This is a genomic window from Agreia sp. PsM10 (genome assembly GCF_030433855.1).
GTDB lineage: Bacteria > Actinomycetota > Actinomycetes > Actinomycetales > Microbacteriaceae > Agreia.
Window position 1 is genome coordinate 104,533 of the sequence record NZ_JARUXC010000009.1, and the last position, 23,029, is coordinate 127,561.

At 62.5% G+C, this 23,029-nt stretch carries 18 protein-coding genes; 9 read left to right on the plus strand and 9 right to left on the minus strand.

The window, feature by feature from the left end; translation table 11 throughout:
• The first annotated feature begins 134 nt into the window (after positions 1–134).
• Positions 135–944, plus strand: coding sequence for a hypothetical protein (locus QCD70_RS12715; RefSeq protein WP_301216776.1), 810 nt, complete (start codon positions 135–137; stop codon positions 942–944).
• A 5-nt stretch (positions 945–949) separates the two neighbouring features.
• Here QCD70_RS12715 and QCD70_RS12720 read toward each other — a convergent pair whose 3' ends face one another.
• Both QCD70_RS12720 and QCD70_RS12725 read right to left on the minus strand, forming a co-directional pair.
• Positions 950–2,173: an amidohydrolase gene (locus QCD70_RS12720; protein ID WP_301216778.1), complete on the minus strand. Its 1,224-nt coding sequence runs from the start codon at positions 2,171–2,173 to the stop codon at positions 950–952.
• A gap of 624 nt (positions 2,174–2,797) precedes the next feature.
• Positions 2,798–3,232, minus strand: coding sequence for a bleomycin resistance protein (locus tag QCD70_RS12725; protein WP_301216780.1), 435 nt, complete (start codon positions 3,230–3,232; stop codon positions 2,798–2,800).
• A gap of 316 nt (positions 3,233–3,548) precedes the next feature.
• Between QCD70_RS12725 and QCD70_RS12730 the strand changes: the two genes are divergently transcribed.
• From QCD70_RS12730 to QCD70_RS12740, 3 genes are all read left to right on the plus strand, one after another.
• Positions 3,549–4,253, plus strand: coding sequence for a BRCT domain-containing protein (locus QCD70_RS12730; protein ID WP_301216782.1), 705 nt, complete (start codon positions 3,549–3,551; stop codon positions 4,251–4,253).
• Positions 4,254–4,368: 115 nt separating this feature from the next.
• Positions 4,369–6,777, plus strand: coding sequence for a hypothetical protein (locus tag QCD70_RS12735; protein ID WP_301216784.1), 2,409 nt, complete (start codon positions 4,369–4,371; stop codon positions 6,775–6,777).
• 172 nt (positions 6,778–6,949) lie between these two features.
• Positions 6,950–8,413 (plus strand): hypothetical protein, encoded by a 1,464-nt coding sequence (locus tag QCD70_RS12740; RefSeq protein WP_301216786.1) that lies wholly within the window; start codon positions 6,950–6,952, stop codon positions 8,411–8,413.
• 60 nt (positions 8,414–8,473) lie between these two features.
• On the opposite strand, the gene QCD70_RS12745 is transcribed toward QCD70_RS12740, so the two are convergent.
• On the minus strand, positions 8,474–13,264 hold the full coding sequence (locus QCD70_RS12745; RefSeq protein WP_301216788.1) for a DEAD/DEAH box helicase: 4,791 nt from the start codon (positions 13,262–13,264) through the stop codon (positions 8,474–8,476).
• Between the two features lie 89 nt (positions 13,265–13,353).
• Positions 13,354–14,244: an HNH endonuclease gene (locus QCD70_RS12750; RefSeq protein WP_301216790.1), complete on the minus strand. Its 891-nt coding sequence runs from the start codon at positions 14,242–14,244 to the stop codon at positions 13,354–13,356.
• Positions 14,245–14,478: 234 nt separating this feature from the next.
• Between QCD70_RS12750 and QCD70_RS12755 the strand changes: the two genes are divergently transcribed.
• Complete coding sequence (locus tag QCD70_RS12755; protein WP_301216792.1) at positions 14,479–15,423, plus strand: alpha/beta hydrolase; 945 nt, start codon at positions 14,479–14,481, stop codon at positions 15,421–15,423.
• A gap of 65 nt (positions 15,424–15,488) precedes the next feature.
• On the opposite strand, the gene QCD70_RS12760 is transcribed toward QCD70_RS12755, so the two are convergent.
• Both QCD70_RS12760 and QCD70_RS12765 read right to left on the minus strand, forming a co-directional pair.
• On the minus strand, positions 15,489–16,145 hold the full coding sequence (locus QCD70_RS12760) for a response regulator (RefSeq protein ID WP_301216794.1): 657 nt from the start codon (positions 16,143–16,145) through the stop codon (positions 15,489–15,491).
• Positions 16,142–17,881, minus strand: a complete 1,740-nt coding sequence (locus QCD70_RS12765) for an ATP-binding protein (RefSeq protein ID WP_301216846.1) — start codon at positions 17,879–17,881, stop codon at positions 16,142–16,144. Before QCD70_RS12765 ends, QCD70_RS12760 begins: the two co-directional genes overlap by 4 nt.
• A 148-nt stretch (positions 17,882–18,029) precedes the next feature.
• Between QCD70_RS12765 and QCD70_RS12770 the strand changes: the two genes are divergently transcribed.
• A complete protein-coding gene (locus QCD70_RS12770; RefSeq protein WP_301216796.1) occupies positions 18,030–19,568 on the plus strand; it encodes a CitMHS family transporter in 1,539 nt (512 codons plus the stop codon).
• Positions 19,569–19,606: 38 nt separating this feature from the next.
• Positions 19,607–20,257, plus strand: coding sequence for a hypothetical protein (locus QCD70_RS12775; protein WP_301216798.1), 651 nt, complete (start codon positions 19,607–19,609; stop codon positions 20,255–20,257).
• Between the two features lie 69 nt (positions 20,258–20,326).
• Here the strand turns inward: QCD70_RS12775 and QCD70_RS12780 are convergent, their stop codons facing one another.
• The 3 genes from QCD70_RS12780 to QCD70_RS12790 all read right to left on the minus strand — a co-directional run bounded on the left by QCD70_RS12780 (position 20,327) and on the right by QCD70_RS12790 (position 21,599).
• Positions 20,327–20,455 (minus strand): hypothetical protein, encoded by a 129-nt coding sequence (locus QCD70_RS12780; protein ID WP_301216801.1) that lies wholly within the window; start codon positions 20,453–20,455, stop codon positions 20,327–20,329.
• 6 nt (positions 20,456–20,461) lie between these two features.
• Positions 20,462–21,043, minus strand: coding sequence for a hypothetical protein (locus QCD70_RS12785; RefSeq protein WP_301216803.1), 582 nt, complete (start codon positions 21,041–21,043; stop codon positions 20,462–20,464).
• Between the two features lie 61 nt (positions 21,044–21,104).
• Positions 21,105–21,599 (minus strand): hypothetical protein, encoded by a 495-nt coding sequence (locus QCD70_RS12790; protein WP_301216805.1) that lies wholly within the window; start codon positions 21,597–21,599, stop codon positions 21,105–21,107.
• A gap of 144 nt (positions 21,600–21,743) precedes the next feature.
• On the opposite strand from QCD70_RS12790, the gene QCD70_RS12795 reads away from it, so the two are divergent.
• Together QCD70_RS12795 and QCD70_RS12800 are read left to right on the plus strand one after the other, a co-directional pair.
• Entirely contained in the window at positions 21,744–22,358 is a 615-nt protein-coding gene (locus QCD70_RS12795) for a hypothetical protein (protein WP_301216807.1), read from the plus strand.
• 202 nt (positions 22,359–22,560) lie between these two features.
• Complete coding sequence (locus tag QCD70_RS12800) at positions 22,561–23,004, plus strand: DUF805 domain-containing protein (protein ID WP_055925908.1); 444 nt, start codon at positions 22,561–22,563, stop codon at positions 23,002–23,004.
• Positions 23,005–23,029: the final 25 nt, after the last annotated feature.

Genomic DNA, 23,029 nt, shown 5'->3' on the forward strand with positions numbered 1-23,029 from the left:
GATCGTCCGGGTCAAGCCTGCCCGGTGTTTCGACGTTGCCGCATACGGTCGGTATTGAGGGTCTGTCATCTCGACTGCTATAAACGTGGTGGGGATACGCGCCGATTTCACACACTCGGCTGAGGGGGACGGCCATGCGCCTGAATAAGACCGGAACTATCGCCATGGCTGCCGTGGTCCTGGCCCTGACAGTGGCTGGCTGCTCGAGCGAGCGGGAGGCGTCGGCCCCACCGTCGCCGAGCCGTACGAGCGAACCCACGACACCACCGGCAGCAACTCAGGCACCGACTCCAAAGTTCACCGGCACAATCGACTACGACCGGCTGACTGGCGGCGCCTGGACAACGTTGAGTGCACTCGACCGCTACGCGGCATGCAATGAGTTCTTCGCTGCGAACATCCCCGGTGAAGCGGCAATGACCCAGAACAGCACGGGGCCGGAGGTTCAGAGCTGGTTCACGAAACGACTCGACGTGGTTCAGGCGCTGGTGCTGGACAAGTCCAATGACCTCAATTTCGAATCGGCCAAGAACATCGTCGACTGCCTCGCCAAGATCGACAACGTGTCGCAGGAGGAATCCACCGGGCACAAAAACCTTCTCAGCGAAATAGTCGGACTTCATCAGTCGTCGATTGAGGGTAACCATCTCGTTTATATCGATCCGGCCCAGATCACGCGCTACAGCGATGGCAACTACGATGCGACGTCGACCACGAGCCTTCCCTATAGGTCCCTTTCTGTAGAGGGGTATCGAAACAACGGATGGGGCGGAGAAAAAGGGCAGATCGGGATCACGTACTACGAGTGGACGTATGAGGAAGCCGCGTACCGGTACGTTCTGTCCAGCCCCGCCTATGACACGACGGTGCCCCTGTACTTCGGCGACAAGCCGCCCATCGTCGTAGACCCTTCCCGGCAGAACGCGCGCGCCGACCAGAACTGAGACCGTCATCCGGCGGTGAAGGCCAAGAACGTCCGCGCCGCAACAACCAGCGCCTCGACACCACGCTGCAGCGTCGGCTCGATCACCGGAGCGAAGTACGGCGAGTGGTTGCTCGGAATATCGATCTCGACCCGGCCGGCGGCAGTTGCTGCAGCGAACGCGACCGGATCGGCCCCGCCAGTGAACCAGAACACCAGCGGCACGCTCGCGCTCGACGACAGCACACTCACGTCTTCGCTGCCCGAGATCGTTCCGTAGTCGATGACCGCCCTCTCGCCGAAGGCGTCGACGAACGCCGTTCGCAGCCGCTCGACTTCGTCGGGGTAGTTCATGGTCGCCGGCGCGCTGGCCAGCAGGGTGATGTCGGGTTCAGTCGTCATTCCGGATGCCGTGGCCTCCGCTCGCACGATTCGTTCGACGGCGGCCAGCACTCGTTCGCGGCTGGCGGGGTCGATAGTGCGAATGTTGACCCCGAGTGTCGCGTCGGCTGGAATGATGTTGCTCTTCGTTCCGGCCTGAAGGCGCCCGACGGTGACGACGGCGAGTTCGCCCGGGGTGATCTCGCGCGAGACGATGCCCTGCAGGCGCACCACGGTGGATGCCGCAGCGAGCACAGGATCGATGGTCCGCTGCGGGGTCGAGCCGTGGCCACCCTGGCCGTGCATCACGACGGAGATGTCGTCGGCCGCGGCCATCACTGCTCCGGAGGTGAGCGAGATGACGCCGGCTGGCAGAGGCCCGACGTGCTGCCCGAGAACGACATCGGGCCGCGGCACCTTCGTGAGGAGTCCATCGTCGACCATGGCCTGTGCTCCGGCGATGGCCTCCTCGGCCGGCTGGAACACGGCGACGATCGTGCCTGAGAACCCGTCGCGCTGCGCCGCGAGCTGCTCCATCGCGCCGATCAGCCAGGTGACGTGCATGTCGTGCCCGCAGGCGTGCATCACCGGAGTCTCGACCCCGTCGGCGGTCATCGCGATGACGGTGCTGGCGTAATCCAACCCGGTGAGTTCGGCGACCGGCAGGCCATCCATATCGGCGCGCAACCACACGGTGGGCCCGGGGCCGTTCGCGAGCACCGCGGCGACGGCCGTGCCGCCGATGCCCTCGACGACCTGCAGGCCGAGCGCCGACATGCGCTCGGCGACGATCGCGGCTGTGCGGTGCTCCTCGAAGGCGAGTTCCGGATGCGCGTGCAGGTCTTTGTAGAGACGTGTCAGCGAGGTCAAACCATCGGCGTTTGGGACCATGAGCCACACCCTACTCCGGCGTCACGCGTGCGGCTATGCGACGACGGTCGGTGCGCAGTGCTCTCGTGCCGACGAGTGTGGATGTCGCGGAGACCTCGACCGTGTCGGTCACCGCGAGCGGGATGTGACCGCGGCGGGCTGAGTGTTTCGCCAGTCCTGAGCAACGGGCCGGCAGCCGAGGGGGCTACCGTTCGTGCGACGGCTGCGGGGAATCATGAGACGCCCCGCAGCCGAATCGCTACTTCTTAGCGCACTGCTCGCAGAGGCGGTAGCCATTCGTTCCTGAGGCTCGATTAGCGAGAGGAATCTGCTGCCCTGTGGGGCAATCATCATGGTTGTGATAGACGTCGGGATCCGAGTCATTCGTGGAGTAGTACGAGCCGACCTTCATTGGAGCTCCTTGCTAGATGTTGCGCAAGCCGAATGGCTCACGAGAGAACGCTAAGGCAGACCACCGACAATCACTACGGTTCAGAGTATTTCGCCTCTTTCTCATATTCCGTTTAACTTGGACATCAATCGAACAGAGGGTGGTTTGAGATCGCCGACTGCGTGTCGAAGCTCCCCCAATGAGCTCATGCGGCGCCCAACCCGGTCCTGTCGTTATGCCTGAGCAACGGGTCGGTGGCCCAGCGAGGTCTGGAAGCGCACGAGGTAGCCGTCGGGATCGGTGACGAGGAACTGCTGGACTCCGGCCTCTTCGTCGCCGATGCGGTACCAGGTCGTCTCGAGCGGCAGATAAAACTCGACCCCGGCATCCTGCATTGATTGGCTGAGCGATTCGGCATCCGGAACGCTGATCTGAAAGTTGATGCCGCGACCGAACGGGGCCTCGAGCGGTCCGGTCATCCAGTGCCGTCCGTCGCCGATCTCCTCGAGCATGAGGTGCGCCGAGCCGAGGGTGAGGTAGGCGAACCGCTCCTCGGGCCGATCGTAAGCGACCTCGAACCCGCACAGGTCGCGCCAGAAGGCGAGGCTGCGGTCGAGGTCGGTGATGAGGAGTTCGGGGACGAGGGTGGGGTTGGGAGGGGTGGGCATTGGCCCATGGTTGCATGGGTGGGATTTGTTTGGAGTACAAGGTCGCCAGTGTCGTCTGCATGACCACGTTCACGTTCAGCTGTGCCCCACTCGGGGAATGGCGAGGTGTCGAGAGTCCCCATAGAGTCCAAAACATGAGCCTTGACTTCACCGCGATCGATTTCGAGACTGCCAACTTTGACCGGGGGTCTGTGTGCGCCGTCGGCGTCACGAAGGTGGTCGGAGGTCAAATCGTCGTGAACGAATCCTGGTTCGTCATGCCCCTACCGGTCTCGACTTCACCAATACCTACATTCACGGCATCGGTCCTCAGCATGTGGCCGACGCCCCGTCATGGAACTGGACCCTTGATCGTCTCGAAGCTCTCGTCGAAGACGCACCACTTGTTGCATACAGCCCTTTCGACAAGGGTGTCTACAACGCCGCAAACAAGATTGTCGGCTTGCCGGACCGTGGTTTCGTCTTTCTCGATGCTCTGAGCGTGGTGCGTCAGCACGTCGAATTGGATGGCTACCGCCTTCCGCGAGTCGTGAAGCATTTCGGCCTTTCCGATTTCAACCACCACGAGGCGGGAGCTGACTCACTGGCCTGCGCTCAGATCGCACTAGCCATCGCGACAGAGACCGGTGCGGCAACAACCGACGACCTGTGGCGCAAGGCTGCCGGACGTAAGCGGGCCACTCGTATTCGCCCGTACCAGAAGAAGGCTGACCTGCCCGGCGCCAACATTGAAGCAGACCCCGGGCATCCGTTATTCGGCGAAGTTGTCTGCTTCTCGGGAGACCTCGGTTCCCACACACGCAGCGAGGCCCAGAAGGTCGTGGCTGGATTCGGGGCGTCAGTGTCGTCCAACGTCACCAAGAAGACCTCGCTTGTTGTGATGGGAGGCTTTGATCCTCGAACGCTGAAGGCTGGCGCATCCCTGAGTTCGAAGGTGGAGCGAGCAATGGACCTCGCCACGAATGGCCAACGCATCGAGATCGTCACCGAGCAGACGTTCCTGGAACTGCTTCAAATGTAGGCCGTTGTTGGCCAGAGAATCTTATTCGCGCAGGGCCAATTGTGACCTGTTGGAGGGCTGACGCGGACGCTACTGCGCGTAGTAGCTTCGTTAGACACCAACAGGAGGCGCCTCAGTGGGACTGTCGAGTAACGAGCTAATCGAGCTGCACCCCGACGTGGTCTGGCAAAGAAAATTTCTAGACATATGTGATCTCTTCGAAATTTTATCGGACTGCATTATCGCCAATGATTACTCAATTCCCGATGAGCTAAACGGCGCCATAGGCCTTACTGAAGCTGGAGCCAACCTGAAAGGCCGGCTGATAAGGAAGGACTCGGTCCCGGGCAAAGAAGCTCATTTGATGTGCGCGCTTACTATTGGTCACACCGAACTGTTCGTAGACGTCGAAGGGACGGACGTTCAGAAGCTTCAAGAGGTCATCGGTAGAGAGCTCCTCGCTCTCAGAATCAGATTCCCGCTTCGGTACGGTCGAGAATTTTATGATGCATACGCGGCGCTCTTCGACGAAGAAAAAGATGTTCTCACGCTCGACGAGACGTTCCGGCTGTTGGATGCTGCTCCCGTGGGAGTTTTCCAGTATGGGCGGTACGTCATCGGTCCCTACGGTTTACAGACGGGGGGCTCTTCTCGCCTCATAGCATTCACAAAGAGGGTTCCAGCCTTCCATTGCGGACAGCCGATCTGCCGAGCTGTGCATCCTGTCCGTCTTACGACTGGATATGACGCACCGATAAATGAGCACCGAGACAAGTTACGCAAGATGTTGGAAGCCGAGGATACGTCACCCTCCGAATGGTGGGACTTCGCGGACCAGCTCCGGGGCGTCAGCGAATCGGTCTACTCGGATCGGAGAAGCGGCACTTTGATCGCGGTCATCGGAGACTGTCTCAGCGATGAAGAGCTGTCTCACCTCGTGATCGAACTACTGGACCATGATGGCGGCAAACTGCGGCAGGCGCTGCGTCCATTTCTTATTGTGAATAAGGCATCAGACGCGATTGCGGGTGCAGACCGAGCGAAGCTATTACAGCTTGTGTTGCTGTCGGAGGAGGAGCTGATTTCGGCGGCTGTGGACCGGATGATTCATCGGGGAAGTATCAAAATCGAGCGGGGCGAGGTGCGTCGGTCGGTCGTAAATCATCAAGTTCGATCAGGCGCATTTCGGTTGGCTGCGGAATTCGGGGCCCTTGGCGTTCGGTTCGTCTCAGATGATCCAGGTCTGGCCTCCTTGAGAGAGCGACGCTTGTTGAGCCAGCTTTACGTCCGAGATCAGACCACGGACGTGGAGGAGCTCGATTGGCAACTTCGAGGATTTGAGGCGAACGACCTGGATGAGCGTCTCGAGGACTTTTTTCAGTCCATTGACCCGCGGACTGCCCTGAGTCGGATGATCCTGGCTCGTAAGACCAACATGGTCACGGCGTGCCACGAGGTTGGCCTTGAAAACGGCGACGACTTGTCTGACGCTGATCTGGTGGAGACAGTGTTGTGGAAGCTGGGGTTCGATGTTCACTATGAAGAAGACCCCCATTCATATTTCTGGGACCTGCAACAGCGGATTTCCGCGTTGACCCAAGCCTCGAGAATCTCGGGAATTGGGGAATCTGAGACTTTCCGCGGCGTCGCAAACACGTACTTCACCCAGCTTGAAGGACTACTCATCGACAGCCTTGCATTTGGCGCGTGGGTATTTCTAAATGACCACACGACGTCAAAACATCCGTTCAGTTACGACGGCGAATATGACCGGATGGCAGGCCTGTCGCTGCTGCAAGGAGCTTTTCTAGTCACCGAGAATGAGCACGACAAGTTCGATTTCACGAGCGAGAGAATTGAGCTGAACGCGCTATTCCGCGGATTTTCAGTTCTGGCTGACGAGCTCGCACGACTGGACTCCGGTCACGATGGGCGCGGTCGCCAGGCTCGAGAAATCCCTGACTATCAGGGTAAGACTGAACTCAAGAAGTTCCTGTTTCGCTCTGAGGTGCCATTTCTGAACCTCTCGCGTGGAAGTCGGGCCCGCATAATCGAAGGGCTTAGACGTATTTCATCCACCGCGATTTCCGCCGGGGTACCGCAGGTCCGAAACGACTATTCGCACTATCGGCGTACGTCTCCGGAAGTGGACCGTATGGCCAAAGCGCTCGAGGCGGTCGCAATTGCAGTACAGGAAATCGAAAATTTGGGCATTGCGCGTGTGCTGAGCTGGCCCGTCTCGACGTCATCCGACGCTTGGGGTAGGAGCCGTCATTCCTTTAGTGGGCCTAGGAGTCTAGAGCACCTGTTTGCGCGCCCTTCTAATTACGATTGGATGGGGCTGCCGAGCCTCAGCGAACCGCAGTACCTCGTTCGTTCGGCCAGCTTCGCTGAGCCAAATGAGGTCCTCCGCTTCACTCGGCGCTTCGACAGTGAGTTCTCGCGCATGTGGCATGACTATCCCAAGCCCCGTAAGGGGCCGAAGGACCTCTTTGCCAGGCCTGTCGAATCGCCGTCGCATCGCGACGAGTTGGAAATCAAGTGAATCTTCCGGCAGGCAGTCTTCTCCGGCCCTCGGTATCTCGCGACAAGGTGCGCGGGGCGTTCCCGATTGGTGATCACCGTAAGGCAGCTGAGCGTAAGGAAAATTCTGCATCTGACTGACCAGCTGGCGCCGAAGACCAACACTATGCTTCAGATAATCCGGGGGAAGAAACATGACGAGGGTGTCGAACCTATTCTCATTAGGCGTTACCCAAGGCGGTCTCGATTTTGTCGACGTAGACGTGGACGAGGACGCGCCGGTCTTTATCGATCCGAGTGCTATCCGAAGTCAAACCGGAGATTGGGTGGAAAGCTGCTACGAGTCGTTGCAATCCTTTTTCTCAGAGCTTTTGGCAGCCATTAGAGGTCAAGACCAGGGCCGAATTGGTGAGCTCGTATTCCCGCTCGTCGAACCGAACGAAACGCACCTGGGCTTAAGCGCGGGAAAATCGAGAGGGAGTGGCCTCGGTAACAAGAAGAAAGCGGCACAGCTCGTTCGATCACTCGCACGTAGCAAGGCAGCTCAATCCGGCTTTCTCAAAGACTTGGAGGACACCGCCCTCTTTGTCCCGGGTGTCGATAAAGACATCGTCAGCGATATCACTACGAGTGTCATCCGAAACCAACTTATTGAGTACACCCAGCGGATGTGTTTGTTCTACGGAATCCCCATGGATGTGCAGGTGAGCGGACCGTTTTGGGATGCTTCGGACAAGAAGTGGAAAGAAGATAATGTTGCGCTCCCACGAGGAGGAATGGACAAGCTGCTCCTGGTGCCCAAGTCGATAGTACGTGTGAAACTCACCGTCGATAAGGGGAAGTACTACCGCGGTTATTTGCGTCCATACTTCGAGGCCCTCGAGGTCGCGGATCCCAAGTCCAATCTGGTCCGTCTTCTCAGGGACAAGCGCAGGAAGGTCGTGAAAGGCGAACTGGATAAAAAGCTTGGAACGACGAAAGCCGACATCATCAAAAACACTCAGGTGTTTCCGGTCGCGCTAGATGACTACCGTCGCGCGATCGACTCGGCTGAAAACGCCTCGCTGGCAGACCAAGACCTAAGCGCGCGAACAGGTACGCCACCGGTTGATGTGGTCGAAATGTTGGAGGAACTGAAGTCGATTCTCCCTGGAAGGGGTGGGGCAACGCCCTATCACCGAGCCGTAGCCAAAATATTGACCGCTCTATTCGATACCTACCTCGGGAACTGTCGGCTCGAAGAAGACTTGCACGGAGGGCTAAAAAGGCTCGACATAGTCTTCGACAACATTGCAGCCAACGGCTTCTTTGATTGGGTGAGGAAGAACTTTTCTGCGGCGTACATCGTCGTCGAATGTAAGAACTACGGGGAAAAGGAACCAGCTAATCCCGAATTCGATCAAATTGCGATGAGGCTGTCACCGACGAGGGGGCAGATAGGAATACTGACGGTTCGATCGTTGGCTGACAAGCAGCGTGCAATGAGCCGAGCTAAGACAATTTCTGGAGATCAGCACGGCTTCGTGCTCGTCTTGGATGACGACGACATTGCCGAGCTCGTTGATGAGTACGTGGCGCATTTCGCTAATTTTGAAGAAGAGCCTAGGCCGCTTGCCGTTTTGCGAAGACGATTCGACGAGCTAGTCGGGATGAACTAGGAACGACATCAACTGTCGAGTCGCATGCACTCGATCGTCGCCCACGGAAGAAGGAAGCGATTACTCTGCGACGCGGAGCGGCGGCAGGCTATTCACAATCTTGACTGTCTCCACGCTGACGGTCACGATTCGTTTGAGTAGGTCGAGGATGTAGAGCGGTTCGCCGTGCTCGCGACCCCAGTCGTTCGGGTCATTCTTGATGCCAGACGCCTTGTGTGTTGTCACCTGGTACCGATCGAGCACCCATTCGATGGCGGAGCGTGAACCGAGCATGTACTCGTGCGCTTCCTCAGGGATACCGGTGACCGTGATGCTGTCGGTCACCTTCACGGTCGTCTTGTCCCAGGCGCCGGGCTTCCCGCCGAACTTCATCTTCGTCACGTACAGGTCGTTCGTGACGGCACCCGTGACGGTGACTGGATAGGGCTCGACGCTCTCGTAACTGAGGTGCAGCTCCGACAGCGCCCGACCCGCGGCCGAGAACGCCCAGAAGTCCGCCGGGTCCGCAAGTTCCGGAATGCGCGGCAACATCTTCTTTAGGTCAGCGGCGAACTCTGTCCGGTAGTCCGGCGAGTGGAGCAGTCCGTAAACCGCGAAAAACACATCGTCCGCGGTGACTTTCGCGCCGTACAGCTTCCGGTACCGGGCGAGGGTCTCCGGGGTGATGTTGTCCTGGCGGGTAGGGCCGCCGGTGCCGTCACCGAGGTCGATGTCGAGGGTCGGGGCGGTGGACTCGAGCTCGTAGGTGTAGCGAGGGAAGAACTGGCCGCCTGAACCGGCACCGGTCACGTGAAGGTCCGGGATCGACTCTAATGCTAAGACAGAGAATGGCACCGCTGAACTCATGCCGACGACGTACAGCCCAACCGCGAGCGGTACCTTCGGCGGAAGGGCCCTCAGTACACCTGGGCGCTCAATCAAAACCGGGTCCGCGTACAAATACTGCTTGAAAAACGGTCTGTATGTCGCCTCAATGACATTCGCCGCGTCGAACTCGAGCGTCACGTTTCGACGAGCTTTGGCGATCAGTCCTGCGCTCCAGCTGATCTTTTGTGGGTTCGACTCGGGTACCCCGCTTACCGATCCGCTAATGGCGGCCGTCTGGCGATTGTAGAATTCGATGGTCTCGGACACACAAGTCAAAAGCGAATCCTTGGACGATCCGTATAGCCAGGAGTCGCGGCTGGTAACAACGCCCAAAACGGACTGATGAATTACGCCTTGGCCTGCCGTTGCCTTCGTAGCCAGAGGCTGGAACGTCAGGAACGTGTCACTTCTCGGCCCCAACCAGTCACCGCTCCGGTTGGGCGTAAGTTCTTGCCAAGAGATTGACGAGATGGAGCCCGCGGAGGCGACACTCTCAAGCTTCTGCTCTCGAGTCAGGTAGTCACCTATGTCGTGATAGTGGATAACCCCGCCATTGGAGGACTGAGGGTCCTTCACCAGAATCAGAATCGCAATGGTGGCCCTGCTTCCCGCACCGAATACCTTCCCTCCTTCTCGACGTGATTGCTCGCCCGCAGTCCTCTGATTTCCGCGCAGGTTGTATACGTAGATGGATGTGAACTCATCTATCAAGGACATTCGAAACCCATCGAAGGAATTCGATTCGAGAAACCCGCCATTGATGACGAAGGCAACGAGGCCACGGTCTTTGATTCGGTCGCTTGCCCATCGGACGGCGCGCACGTACGAGTCATACAGCTTGTTCTTTAGCGCAGCAGTGGACCGTTTTGCGTAGCTTTCCCCGATGCGTCGGTCAAGAGAGAGATAGCCGATGTTTTGATTGTTATCGTCTGCGCTGGTTTGACCAAACGAGTACGGCGGATTGCCGACGATGATGCGGAGGTCAAGCGCGTTCTGGTCCTTCACCCGTTGGTTGTTGTCGCCGAAGATGCCCTGGTCGTCGTAGCGGTCGTCGTCCTCGGAGCTCTGGAAGGTATCAGTGAGAACGATGCCGGGGAACGGTTCGTAGTCGGCGGCCGGGGCGAGCCCGTTGTAGGTCGCTTCGATGTTGACCGCGGCGACGTAGTAGGCAAGGAGCACAATTTCGTTCGCGTGGAGCTCGTACCTGAACTTCCGGGCGAGGTCTTCGCTGCGGATGAGACCGGATTCGAGGAGCCGGACGATAAAGGTGCCGGTGCCGGTGAACGGGTCGAGTACGTGGACGCCTTCGTCCGTCAGCCCGACCCCGAAGTGATCGCGCGACAGCTCGTCGGCGCTGCGGAGGATAAAGTCGACAATCTCGTTCGGCGTGTAGACGATGCCGAGCCTCTCGGACGTGTTCCGGAACGCGCCGGTGAAGAACTTCTCGTACAGCCGCTTGATGGTCGTCTGTTTGCCGGCGGCATCGGTGATGCCGGTGACGGAGCGGCGCACGCCGGCGTAGAAGTCTTCGAGGTCGGCGGTTTCCGTACGAAGGTTGTTGCCTTCGAGGGCGTCGACCATCCGCTGCATGACCAGGGACACCGGGTTGTGGTCGCTGAATGCGTGCCCGGCGAAGAGCGCGTCAAAAACCGGTTGTGTGATGAGGTGCTGGCTTAGCATCTCGATGGCCTGGTCTTCGGTGATGGACGGGTTCAGGTTGTCCCGCAGGCCTTGAACGAAGTCCGAAAACTCCTTACGGAGGTCATCGTCTGAGCCGCTGACGAGGTCCGTGATGCGGGTCTGGTGACGGCCGGCAATGTCGGCGACGTTGGCGGCCCAGTTCTCCCAGTAGCCACGGTCGCCAACCTTGTCGACGATTTTTGCGTAGATGGCGTTGGTCCATTCGGCGCCGAGGACGCTCATGTCGAGGCTGACCTGCGTGGATTGCGGCGTACTCGGGGTGCTGTCGCTGAGGGCCTTCTCTCCGAGACCAGCGTCGGTGTAGTTGGTGGCGATGACGGGACCGTCGTCGGCGCGGCCGTTGAGGTCGATCTGCTCGATTTTCGCTTCGAAGCGCTCGTCGTGCGCGCGCAAAGCGCGGAGCACGTCCCAGACGACCTTGAACTTCGTGTTGTCGTTCAGCGCCTGCTCCGGTGTCTGCCCGGCGGGAATGGCGATGGGCAGGACGATGTAGCCGTAGTCCTTGCCTTCGCTTCGGCGCATGACCCGGCCGACGGACTGGACGACGTCCACAGGGCTGTCGCGGCTGTTAAGGAAGATGACCGCGTCCAGGCTCGGGACATCGACTCCCTCAGAGAGGCAGCGCGCGTTCGTCAGGATGCGGCACACGTTCTCGTCCGACGTGTCGGACTTCAGCCAGTCGAGGTGCTCATTCCGGGTGAGGACGTTCATAGTGCCGTCGACGTGCCGTGACTCCAGCCGGTAGGTTTGCTCGCCATTCTCGGTCTCGTCGATGCGGGAGCCGGCGATACTGTCCGGGCGAGCATCATCGACGCCGTCGTAACCGTCGAGGAGGCCGGTGACGAGCTTCGACTCCTTGATGGAACGTGAGAACGCAACAGCGCGCCGCAGTGGCGTGTGCGCCTGGGGCGCGGTCGTGTCGAGACCCTGGACTCCGCGTTTCGCGAGTCCGTTGTAGATACCGACGATGCGGGCGGCATCCGGAATGTTCAGCTCACCGGACTGCGCGAACTCCTGCTGGAACGCAGACCCGACGCTTTCCTCGTCGATGGTGAGGACCAGCACCCTGTAGTCGGTGAGAAGATCCCGTTCCACCGCTTCGCCGAACCCGAGGCGGTGGAAGATGGGGCCATATGTGTCTTCGTCATCCATGGAAACGAGGACGGCAGCCTTCTCGTCGGCCTGAGCGCGGACCGAATCGGCGTAAATCTTCGGGGTCGCTGTCATGTAGAGACGACGCTTCGCGTGGATGACGGCGTCGCTGTGCACGCGGAGGAACGAGGACTGCTCATCGCCGGCGCGGGTGAAACCGGCGGTGCGGTGCGCTTCGTCGCAAATGACCAGGTCGAATTCCGGGAGGCCTTCAGCCTGCGCGCGAGCGACGACGTCGATGGACTGGTATGTGGAGAAGTAGACCGTGAGGCCGTCCGGAGTTTCGGCCCGGGCGACCTCGGCCATGAGCTGCTCTGTGCTGGTAGTTGCCGGGTAGGCGAGGTCGGAGACGGAGAAGTCCTCGGCGCTTTTGCCTACCTTCGTGTCCGAGCAGATGGCGAACGCACGGAGATCCATGTTCCGTTCCTGAGACCATTCGCGAAGTGTCTGTGACAGGAGCGCAATGGACGGAACCAGGAATAGGACACTGCCGCCGGGACCGACGATGTCTTCGGCGATGCGGAGGCTGGTGAACGTCTTTCCAGTGCCGCAGGCCATAAGTAGCTTCCCGCGAGCAGAGTCCGCGAACCCGGCCTGTACCGCGGCAAGGGCCTCTGCCTGGTGTGGACGGAGGGTCTTCTTCGTTGGCGGAGCGACCTCGTCTGGCTTCGAGAACGAGTAGGTGCTCCAGTCGATGTCGGACAGGTCGAAGTCGTCGACACCGATGCGGGTAGTGACTATCTGCTGGTTGTTGAGCGCGTCTTCAGCGTTCTTGCCCCACTTAGTTGACGTTGATACGACAATGCGAGAGGTGAACGGGTTCTTGCCGGAGGCAGTGAAGAACGAATCCAGGTCGGATTTCTGAATCGTGTGATCAGGCGCGTAGAACTTGCACTGAATGGCACAGTAACCACCCCCATGCCGTTCCCGTGCGACGAGATCTATGCCCGTGTCTGTCTTGCCATCTCGCCCCGACCATTCCTGCCACAGCGATACCTCGTCGAAGAGCTGAGTCCACTTGGGGTCGGTAGTAAGAAACGTCTTCGTCAACCGTTCGAGAAGTGAACCCTTCTCGCGAGTGTCTCGAGCGATGCTCGCGTACTCGGTGAGGAGGTCATGGATAGTCGTCAAGGAGTGTCCTAGCAAGTCGGCGGAGCGCGCCGGTAGCGCCATCAATGAGACTATCGCCGGCGCCGACGAGACGTACGCGGTTGGTTGGTTCAGGGTGTTGACGAGAACTCCGCGAATCGCCTGGCGAGCGAATCGCGCGACGGCCGCTCGCTTGCTCGCTTCGGAAGTGTCAATCTCTGGCCGTGCATGTCCTGCAACCCGTGTCGCAACATCGGACCATCAATCTCGTCAAGAAGCTCGCGGTTGATCCGGACCTCGTAGTCCGGCGTGATGCCGAGGAGGTTGCGGTCGTATGCGGCGTGATGAATCTTGCATAGCGCCAGTCCGTTGGTGACCCTGGCCATGCCATTGGCATCGGAATCCGCGATGATGTGTGCGGCATCCAATAGGTCGGCATGTTTCAGGTGACAGATCGAGCACGTTGTCGCGTATGCCCGCATCACACGCGCTCGAAAGAGCGGCTGATGCAGCCGAGTTCTCACGAGCTTTTCTGCGTAGCTGCGTTCATCGGAATCTAGATTCAGCGGGTCCTTTACGAAGTGGAGCGAGGGGTCTAGCGAGATGAGGAATTGGCGTTGGTCCTGATCATCGGCCTCGACGTAGACCGGGTAATAGGGAACGAACCCGCCTGGCCTGACGGCGTGGAGATAGAGGAGTGGTGCTCGTGTTTCGAATGCCCGGCGGAGCTTCTTGTTGTCGCCACCCTCTCGAGATTGATAGGAGTAGTGAACGAAGCCGTCGGATGTGAATGAGTCGGCGTACGGGCTCTTGATGCTCGTCATGATGGACAGCGTCGACTCGAAGTCAGCGGGGTTCCGGATGCCTCGGGCAGTGTCTACGAGCGGGATGTTTTCGGTGCCGAACGTGTAGTTGCGGAGTTCATCGCGCGTGACCTCGGACGCCCCCGTCGCGATCTTCTGATCGAGCCAACGGAAGACATCCTGTCGGATTAGTTCTTCTTCGAGCGCGCTTCTCATCATGTCCTCATGTTTAGCAGGCAATCACTTCTGTAAGTCGGCCCCGGTGACATGGCGATGGGCGGGAGTACTTCATGGCCACGTCACCGAGCCAGGTGGTGCAACAGGCCAGTATTCGCGGAACGACCGAGGGGCTGAGCATCACGGTTGAGGGTCGATGTTGAGCCCGTGGACTGGGTGCTGCGGAGTTCACTAGGCTCAGGCACTTGCCCCCTTTATCGGGCGTACGCTCGCATGATGGAACCCCTTGCCCCCGGCATGCGCCGCATCGGCGCGATCATGCGGCGGCTGCCCGGCGCCTCGATCGCCAACACGACTCCCGAGCAGCTTGCGAAACGGAGCGGTGCGAAGACGCCCGAGCTCGCGGCATCCATTTTGATGGGCAACGCGCCCAAGTCGGTGACGATCGAGGACCGCACCGCAGACGGCGTTCCTGTTCGTATCTACACGAACGGGCCGAAGAGCTCAGAGCAGTCCGCGCGGGTGCGCCCGCTCATCATGTACTTTCACGGCGGCGGCTTCGTGTTCGGCGATCTTCGCGGAGGCGACTGGATCTGCGGCACGGTCGCGAAGAATCTGGATGCCGTGGTCGTGTCGGTCGACTACCGGCTTGCGCCGAAGCATCCGTTCCCTGCGGCTGTCGACGACTGTTACGCGGTGCTCGTCTGGGCGGCGGCGAACGCGGAGGAGCTCGGTGCGGACTCCGCGAAGATCGGTGTCATGGGCGAGAGTGCCGGCGGCAACCTGGCCGCGGTCGTCTCGCTGATGGCGCGCGACAGCGGCGAGGTCGCGATCGGGCATCAGGCGCTGCTGTATCCCTCGGTCGGGGCGGGCGACACGGAATCGCGCCGGCAGAACGCGGATGCCTACATTCTGAGCGGAGCCGACATGGCCCGGTTCGGCGAGCTCTACGCAGGGCCGAGCGACGACTGGCGCGTGTCGCCCATCAGGGCTTCGTCACTGGGCGGCCTGCCGGCGACCCTGATCGAGGTGGGCGGCCATGATCCACTGCACGACGACGGGGTTCTCTACGCGAAGGCGCTGGAGAAGGCGGGTGTCGATGTCGAGCTGATCGAGTACCCGGCCATGCCGCACGGCTTCCTCAACTTTCCCCGATTCGCGCGCGACGCGACGGCCGGCATCACGGCGGTCGTCGCATCCCAACGCCGCGCCCTGCTGTAACGCCGTCTTACGAGCCAAGCCAGGCCGTCAGGCGACTTCGTCCAGTCGCCCAGTCGCCCCGTGGCTCAGCCGCGCACGCGCAGGTAGCGATGCTCGGGGCGACCGGTCGTGCCATACCGGAGTCGCACGTCGACCACACCGCGTTCGGCCATCGTCGACAGGTGACGCTGCGCGGTGGCTCGCGAGACGCCGGCGAGGTCGGCGATCTCCGATGCCGACGACTCGGCGTCACCGAGTGCCTCGAGCAGCACCTGCTCGGTCGCGGAACGGGAGACCGAGGGAGTGTCGCCACCGGCGCGGAGGATCGCCAGGCCGCGATCGATGTCTTCCTGGGTGACCGCTCGGTCGTCGTCGAGGATGTTGCGAAAGCGCAGGTAGTGATCCAGAAGGTCGGTGAGCGCACGCCGCGCGAACGGCTTGACCAGGTAGCCGAGCGCACCCGAACGCAGAGCTCGTCGCACGGTGCGGGCGTCGGTCGCCGCCGAGAGAACGAATGCATCGACCCCGACGTCGCGGATGAAAGCGACACCATCGCCGTCGGGCAAAAAGGCGTCGACGAGCAGCAGGTCCGGATGCTCGGCGCGGATCGCCGTCGCTGCATCGGCCAGGGTGCGGGCCGGCTCCAAGGCCACAAAACCGGGCCGTTCGGCGACGATGTCGCAGTGGAGTCCGGCGACGCGGAAGTCGTCTTCGATGACGAGAACACGAACGGGCGCGGTCATAGGTCACTGTCCTTTATCGGGGGAGTGGTCTCGGGGGGTGTGGCGACAGGGGGTGTGACGACCAGCACGTCGCGCAGCCGTGCGCCGAAGACCGCACCCGAGAGGGCGTGATCGGCATCCGGCCCGCCGTGGGAGTCGCCCGAGTCGGTCGTGTCGGCATCCGGTCTGCCCGATTCGATGAGCCAGACGTCGCCGCCGAGACGGCGGGCGAGCTCGCGCGACAGCGGCAGGCCGACGCCCAGGCCATGGATGCGATCGGTACCGTCGCGAGGGCCGGTGCCGGCGCCCTCGCGGCGGCGGAAGAGGTCGTCTGTGTCCGCAACGCCCGGTCCGGAATCTGCCACGGTCAGCACGAGGTCGGCGCCGTCGCCGTAACAGCCGACGCTCACGCTGCGCGGCTCGAGCCCGGCGACCGCGGCGCGCACGGCGTTGTCGACGAGATTGCCGAGCACTGCGGCCACATCCTCGACGTCGCCGAGCGGCGACAGCAGCAGTGAGTCGGAGGTGACCGACAGTCGCACGCCGCGCTCTCCCGACTCGAGCGCGTGCGCGCCGATGAGCGCGTGCAGCAGGGCGTCGCCGATCAGATCGATGTTCTCGACGGGGTAGTCGACCGGGCCGCGCTGCAGCTGTTCGCCGAGGAACTCCCGCGCCTCGAGGCCCCGACCCGCGTCGAGAAGACCGGCCGCGACGTGCAGACGGTTGGCGAACTCGTGCCGCTGCACCCGCAGCGCACTCGTCATCGCCCGCACCGTTTCGAGACGTTCGCTCAGGGCCACCACATCGGTGCGATCACGGATGATCAGCACCGAGCCGAGATCGCGGCCATCTCGCCGCACCGTCTGCGCATCGACGTAGAGCACGTGGTCTCCCGAGACGATCCCGTCGCCGGCCGTGCCGTCGTGGACGGCCGCGAGAATGGCCGGTGAGATGCCGAGCGCGGCGAAGCTCTTCCCCTCTGGATCGGCGAGGCCGAGCAGCTCGCGGGCGGTTTCGTTGCACAGGCGCACCATGCCGTCGGCGTCGAGGGCCACGACGCCGTCGCCGACGCCGTCGAGCACCGCCGCCTGGTTCTGCACGAGAGCGACGAGTTCTTCGGGCTGGAGGCCGAGTGTCAAGCGCTCCCACCGTCGTCGCAGCAGCAATGCGGACAGCGCCGCCAGCAGCAGAGCGGCGCCGGCGGCGGCGGCGATTCCGCCGATCAGAGCGGGGAGTTGGTTGAACACGCTCGACGGCTCGAAGCCCACGCTCACCTCGCCGACGGGCGCGGTGCCCTCGCCGTCGGGCGGCAGCACGGGTACCTTCGCGCGCGCCGATACACCCAGGGTGCCCTGCTCCCACGTCACCACCTCTTTTCCGGCGAGCACCTCACGGTAATCGGTGCTGACGGGCTGGCCCAGAGCATCCGCATCGGGGTGGGCGAGGCGGATGCCGTGGTCGTCGGCGATCACCACGAACAGCGTGCCGGTGCGTGCGGTCACCGCGCCGGCCAGCCGTTGCAGCTCACCATCTCGGAGATCGGCGGCCTGGGGCGTGCCCGGGTCGGCGCTCGCCTCGGCCACATCGGCGCGCACCTGCGGGTCGACGGCGATCGTGCGCGCAATGTTGAGGGCGGATGTCTCGGCCTCGGTGCGCAGCTGCTGGATGCCGAGAAGAAGGAAGACCACCGCGCACACCGCGACCACGGCGACGGCCGTGGCCGTCTGCAGCAGAACCACCCGGGTTGCGAACCTCATCATTCCTCCACCGTGAGCATATTGCGCTGAACTCGCGCTTCGCGCAGAAGGCCCGGCAATGAGACATAGCGCGCGCTGCCGCCGAAATGCACCTAGATTCGCGGAATCCGATCGACGAGGCTCGTCGGTCGCAGACAAAGGAGTCGAGATGCCCCCTGTTCTCTCCGGCCTTGTGGCCGCCGCTACCGAGGAGGGCTACGACCTGGCCTTCACTCCGTCGGATGGCACGCTGGTCGTGCTCGGGTTCGCGATGGTGCTCGTCTTCATGGCGCTGATCATGACGCGTCGACTGACCCCGATGGTCGCGCTGATCGTGGTGCCCACCGTCTTCGGCCTCTTCGCAGGGGCGGGGTTCGGACTCGGCGACATGGTGATCGACGCGATCAAGGACATGGCGCCGACAGCCGCACTGCTGATGTTCGCGATCATGTACTTCGGAATCATGATCAACGTCGGCCTGTTCGATCCGCTGATTCGACTGATCACCCGCCTGCTCGGCGATGACCCGGCGAAGGTGGTGCTGGGCACCGCGCTGCTGGCGGGCGCCGTCTCCCTCGATGGCGACGGCTCGACGACCTTCATCATCACGACCTCCGCCATGCTGCCCATCTACCTGCGGCTGGGGATGAGCCCGGTCGTGCTCACGTGCGTCGCCGGCCTGATGAACGGAACCCTCAACATCGTTCCCTGGGGAGGTCCGACGGTGCGCGCCGCCGCCGCGCTCTCGCTGGAGCCGACGGATATCTTCGTTCCCATGCTGCCGTCGCTGGCGGTGGGGCTCGTCATCTCTCTCACGTTCGCCTGGTTCCTCGGCCTCGGCGAGCGCCGGCGCCTCGCCGGGTCGATCGACACGACACGCATCGACGGTCCTCGCGGCGACGGCATCTTCGGCGCTCCCCGCCTGTTCCGCGGGGCCGGCTCGAAGCCCGGTGCGGCCGTGACGCTGCGCACCGGCAACATCGTCACCGTGCGCGGAGGCGGCGGGGCGTTCTCGGCGACCGCGCTGGTGGATGCCGCAGACACGGCCATGGCCGACACGATGCTCGACCCGAACCGCTCGACGCTGCGTCCGAAGCTCATCTGGTTCAACCTCGTTCTGACGGTCGCCGTGATGGTGCTGCTCGTGCTCGATCTCTTCCCGCTCGCGTTCGTGTTCATGGTGGGTGCGGCGATCGCGCTGATCGTCAACTTCCCCGGCATCAAGACCCAGGCCGACCAGATCGTGGCGCACGCGCCGTCGATCGTCGGGGTGGTCTCGATGGTCCTCGCAGCCGGAGTGCTGGTCGGCGTTCTCAACGGCACCGGAATGGTGACCGCGATGGCGTCCTGGATCACCGAAGGCATCCCGCCGGAGATGGGCCCCTTCCTCGCCGTGATCACGGGAGTGCTGTCTATTCCGTTCACGTTCTTCATGTCGAATGACGCGTTCTACTTCGGGATCCTGCCCGTTCTCGCGGAGAGCGCGTCGAATTTCGGGATCAGCCCGGTCGAGATGGCCCGTGCGTCGATCACCGGCCAGCCCGTGCACCTGCAGAGCCCGCTCGTGCCGGCCATCCTGCTGCTCGTCTCGCTCGCCAACGTCAACCTCGGCGATCACCACAAGAAGGTTCTGTGGCGGGCCGTCGTCGTCTCTCTCGCGATGCTCGCTGTCGGGGTGCTGGTCGGCTCGATCCCGCTGCGGGCCTGACATCGGCGCGCGCTGCGCGCTGCCGATATGGTGAACGCGTGACCCGTCCCCGCTGGCTTCCGGCCGTCCTGCTGCTCGTGCTCGTGACGGTCTCCGGATGCTCCGCCGGAGCGGGTGGGAACGGCAAGACATCGGCGCCCACATCATCGGGCTCGACGACTCCTGCGGAGACGAGCACCGCGACTCCGGTCGCGCCGTCGGCGACACCCGACCCGACAGCCGGCGCAGCCGTCATCCCACCAGACTGCGAGTCGATCTACAGCCCGGCCTACCTCGAGACCCTGCGGGCATCGCCGGGCGTCGTGCTCAACCCGGAGTGGACCGCCACCCCGGGGCAGGCGTCCTTGGGAACGAAGGAGGACACGCTCCTTCCGCTGCTCGAGAGTCGCGCGCACCTCGACTGCTTCTGGGTGGCACCGGGCGGAGGAAGCGGCATGGGGCTGTCGACCTCGATCAGTCTTGCCGCATCCGACGAGCAGGCCTCGCTGGTGTCGCAGCTCACCGCCGCCGGATTCGGCTGCACGGAGCAGGGCAACGGAACCCGCTGTGCCGTCGACCGTACCGATGAATATGCATCGTGGGGAGAAACGCATTTTGTCGGAGGAGGCCTGTGGATCGCGACCTCCTACGTGGAGTTCGCGCCCGACGGCTACACCGACGACATCGTCAAGACGCTGGTGCCTGCCTAGGCTCTGCCAGACTCGACGGGTGGGGAATGCCAATCGGGGCTGATGGAGCCGCGCGCATCCACGGGCAACCTACCGCCGCATCCGCCGCTCCCGCGCCAGCTCCACAATAATCCCGCCCACGTCGCCCGGGTTGGTCGCGTCGTACCAGAGGCGCGTCTCCTGGCCGTCGACCACGGGATCGCCCTGCTCGATCACCATGGTCTTCTACACCCAGCGTCTGGTTCCGTGCAGGTCGACGAAGGTGAAGTCGACGGTCGTCAGAATGCGGGGGCTCTCGCGGAAGAAGTCGTAGCCCTTGTTGCTGACGGTGGCCGAGGTGAGGGTGCCGTTGCGCATCGTGCGCTCGTCGCGTGCGCTCTGCCGCCGTCGACTGATTGCCGCAGCGACTCCGAGCACCAGGAACACCGCGCCAAGCGCGAGAAGCGCGGCGGCGATCGTCACCGCCAGTGCGGGGGAGCCTTTCGGCTGAGCGACGATGAGCAGACCGGTTCCGCCGCCGATGAACCACGCCGCGAGACCGTAGCCGATGCCGACGTCGGCTCTCCTCATGACGGTCCACGACCATCCGATCGACCCGAGGATGCTGGCCATCAGCCCCACGATCGCGCCGACGACGGATGCCCACGGCGGTTCGCCCATGCCGTCGAACAGCCCGAAGCCGCCCCATCCGTAGCCGAGCCCGAAGCCACCGGCCAGCAGAAGGATGAGCAGGAATACGACCCGGCCGAGGCTCGGGCGGCGCGGCGTGCGTTGAATGCGGGCGAGTGAAGGATCGACGGTGCTCATGGGGGCCTCCTGAGGCCACATTAGCGGGAGCGTGCAACGGCGAGACATCGCCTCTGAACCCCTACCGGGCGGTGAGCACCGCCCGCGCATCGGTCGACCAGCGCTGGTTGAGGTTGTCCGCGAAGTCGATGCTCTCGATCTGATAGCCGTCTGTGTTCATGTACGGCTGGAGAACGCCGCTGCAGGCCTCGATCGGAAGAGCGAACTCCCATACGAACTTGGCTTTCGGAGCGTAGGCGACGAAGTAGGTACCCGGCGGAAGGATCTTGAGACTGATCGGGCGCGGAACGCGGGAGCCGTCGATCTTGACCGTGATCACGACGTCGTGGAACGTCGAGCCCGACGAGTTCGAGACGACCACGCCGAGAACCTTCGGGTCGTGCGTCTCTATGTCGCTCACGGTCCACGCCGTGAGGCCCGTGGCCTGCGCCTTCGATTCGCGGGCCTCTTCGGCCGCGCGTCGCTTTCGATCAGTCAAGAACTGGGCGGCGGCCAGAGCGATAGCGAGTGTGGTGATCCATGTCGGCAGGTCGCCGAGCCACTGAAACGAGTCCATGAAAATCCTTCGGTGTCGTGATCCCCATCGACGGTGAGCCTAACCACAACGTGGCCGAGGTGTCCTTATGAGCGGGGCATTTGAGTGGACGCGGGGTCTCATGGAGGTGCTGCGCAGGCAGGCGCGCGGTGGCAAGGTGTGGGAATGGAGGCCAGACGAGAACGCTGCGATGCGCATCGCGCCGGAGAGAGACGGGCGCTTGCGCCACTGTGCGTGGGCCTGTTCCTCGCGCTCGGCCTGGCCGGATGCGTGACCGCGCCGAATTCGACGGATCTCTCGCAGGTGGGCTCGCCGACGACGAGTGTGATCCCGACGGCCACCCCGTCGTCCGACGACCACCAGGCAACTTCGACGGATTCGTCTACAGCGACAGATGTATGCGGGTCGCCAATTCTGTACGAACCCTGGTCGGCCGACACACCGTTGCGTGCCACCCTCGGCGGCAATCGGCTTCGCATTCCCGTGGATCTCGGCGCTCAGGCGAACGCATCGGGCGAAGCGATGCTCGACGACGAGGGGCGTCCGGTCGCGTACATCGTTGCGCCCGACGACCTCTGGGCGGACGTCGCCGATCGGTTCTGTCTGCATCCGGACTACATGAATGCGCTGAACCAGGTACGCCGCAACGGAGCGTTCGAGCTGTACGTCGGCGACACTCTCAACCTGAGCCCCTATACGGTCACGACCGTCGGGTCGGAGAACGGAGAGGTCTTCGACAACCCTGCTCCGGATCCTCTGCCCACCCAGCGACAGCCCTAGGGCACGCCAGCGCCGCCATCGCGAATTATCCCCGAGTACGTGCTGGCGCTGCTCATGCAGAAGTGGCTGATCGGAGGGCTGACGCAGGGGAGCGTGAAGTAAGGTCTGCCCCCGTAAAGGGGATAGTGCCCTGCGGCGTCATGTCGCAAGATGGCCAGCTAGGGGCCAGGGGATGCCCCGTCGAAAGACCCGAGGGAACTCCATGACCACTCCAGCTTCCGCAGTGCCGCTCGCGGCCCCGTATTACAACGCTCCGTTCGGTGCCGCCGTCGCCCGGTTCTGGAAGAAGTATGCGACGTTCAGCGGGCGGGCCAGTCGCAGCGAGTACTGGTGGTGGTACCTCGTTTCAGCCATCGTCGGCATCGTCTTCAACGTGCTGTCGTTCGGGGCCGGTGGCTACGGCCTTCAGATGGACCAGACTTATGCGACTCCGCGCACACTGGCGGTGATCGTCTGGGTGATCTGGGGACTGTGGGCCCTCGCCACCATCGTGCCCGGCCTTGCGCTGCTGGCCCGCCGGCTGCACGACACCGATCACAGTGCCTGGTGGATCCTCATTGGGCTCGTGCCCTTCGTCGGCGGCATCATTCTGCTCGTCTTCACGCTGACGGCGCCCGTGCCGGCCGGCGCCCGCTTCGACCAGTAGCGTCGCGCGGACAGAACACGTCGTG